Source organism: Actinoplanes sp. NPDC024001, assembly GCF_040638955.1.
Classification (GTDB): domain Bacteria; phylum Actinomycetota; class Actinomycetes; order Mycobacteriales; family Micromonosporaceae; genus Actinoplanes.
This window is the reverse complement of record NZ_JBEZZB010000366.1, coordinates 1-1,713: the sequence shown is the minus strand read 5'-3', so window position 1 is coordinate 1,713 and position 1,713 is coordinate 1. Positions and strand designations below refer to the sequence as shown.

Annotated in this window: 2 protein-coding genes; both read right to left on the bottom strand. The window is 75.4% G+C overall.

Annotation, left to right across the window (positions count from 1 at the left end; translation table 11 throughout):
• Nucleotides 1-796 (bottom strand): AfsR/SARP family transcriptional regulator (locus AB0F81_RS51205; protein WP_360211752.1); only part of this gene is annotated, 796 nt, incomplete at its 3' end.
• Nucleotides 797-1,056: 260 nt separating this feature from the next.
• A partial coding sequence (locus tag AB0F81_RS51200; RefSeq protein ID WP_360211749.1) for a GDSL-type esterase/lipase family protein occupies nt 1,057-1,713 on the bottom strand: 657 nt, incomplete at its 5' end.

Sequence of the window (1,713 nt, the reverse complement as noted above, 5' to 3'; positions counted from 1 at the left end):
GCCGGCCGGGCGGGCCACCCGGGTCCGGCCCGCCGGCCCCGCCGCGCAGGATCCGGGTGTGCAGGGCAGTCAGCTCCGGCCCGGGTTCGCTGCCCAGGTCCTCGGCGATGGCGTCGCGGGTCCGCGCGAACGTCTCCAGGGCCTGGGCCGGCCGCCCCGCCGCGACCAGCGCGTTCATCTGCACCGCGATCAGCGCCTCGACGGTCGGGTTCTCCGCCGCGTACGGCGCCAGCCGCTCGGCGACCTCCTCGGCCCGGCCCAGCTGCAGCCCGCAGCGGCCCAGCCGGGCGAGCACGTCCAGCTTCTCGCGGGCCAGGGTGGAGCGGACCCGGGCGGCCCAGTCCCCCGGCACGCCGGTGAGCGCCTCGTCGCCCCAGTCCTCGACGGCGTCGAGCAGCAGGGTGGCGGCGCGCAGGTGGTCGCCGGCCTCCTCGGCGGCGCGGGCCTCGAACACCTGGCGGCGGGCCCGGTGCAGGTCGACCAGGTCCGGTTCGCAGTCGATCAGGTAGCCGCCGGCCTCGTAGCGCAGCGTGTCCGGGCCGAACACCGGCTCCAGGACGCGGCGCAGGCGGGTGGCGTACGGCGCGATCGGCGTGCGTGAGGGTGGCGGGGCCTCACCCCAGACCCGGTCGATCAGGGTGCTGACCGGCACCACCTGCCGAGGTGTGAGCAGCAGCGCGGCCAGCACGCATCGCTGCTTGCCCGGCCCGAGGTCGATCCCCGCGTCAGCGCCGGCGTGGTGAAGGGTATCGGTGTCGTCGACCAGCCGCATCGGTCCCAGCAGCCGCCACTGCATCAGCCCGTTTCCCCCGTGCCCCTCATCTCTCCCCCGCTGTCCCGCTCCCGGGCGGTGCCACGATCACCCAGGATGCAATCGTTTTGCAAACCGTTGTCGGCACCATGATTCGGCGTCCACGGCCACCACGGGGAGTCGTGGGCGCTCAGGCGTCCATGGGGGGCGATGCCGGGAGCGGCCAGGGGCCGTTCCCGGCGCCCGGGACTGCCATTCCCCAGCGCGGCACCGCTCAATCAAACAGTGCTCAATAAAGCGGGGGCTCAGGCGAGGAGCCGCAGCGGGACGGCGGCGCCGAGCGCCGCCATCCCGGCGTCGTTCGGGTGCAGATGGTCACCGCAGTCGTACGCCGGGAGCAGCCGCCGCGGGTCGGCCGGGTCACGGACCGCCGCATCGAAGTCGATCACCCCGTCGTACTCGCCGGCCATGCGCATCCACGCGTTGAACCGGTCCCGTTCGACCTGGTTGGCCGCGGTGTCGTAGGCGCGCGGCGCGCCGGCCATCGGCAGCAGGGTGCCACCGAGGACCCGGACGCCGGCCGCGCGCCCCCGGGCGATGATCTCCCGGTGCCCGGCGATCAGGTCGTCGGCCGTGGTGCCCGGATCGCGGCCGAGGTCGTTCACCCCGAGCAGGGTGATCAGGTGCCGCACCCGGGCGTGGCCCAGCGCGTCCCGGTGCAGGCGCCGCAGCCCGGACGGGCCGCTGTGCGCGCTGTCGCCGGCCCGCCCGGTGGGTTCCTCGAAGCCGGTGAGCAGCCGGTTGCCGCTGATCCCCAGGTTGAGCACGCCGAGGTCGAGGTCGGCGCGCCGCAGCCGGGTGGCGAGCGTGTCGGTCCAGCGGCGGTTGGCGTTCTCCTGGCTGCGCACGCCGGCGGTGATCGAGTCGCCGAGCGCGGCGACCGCGGCCGCCGAGCGGGTGGC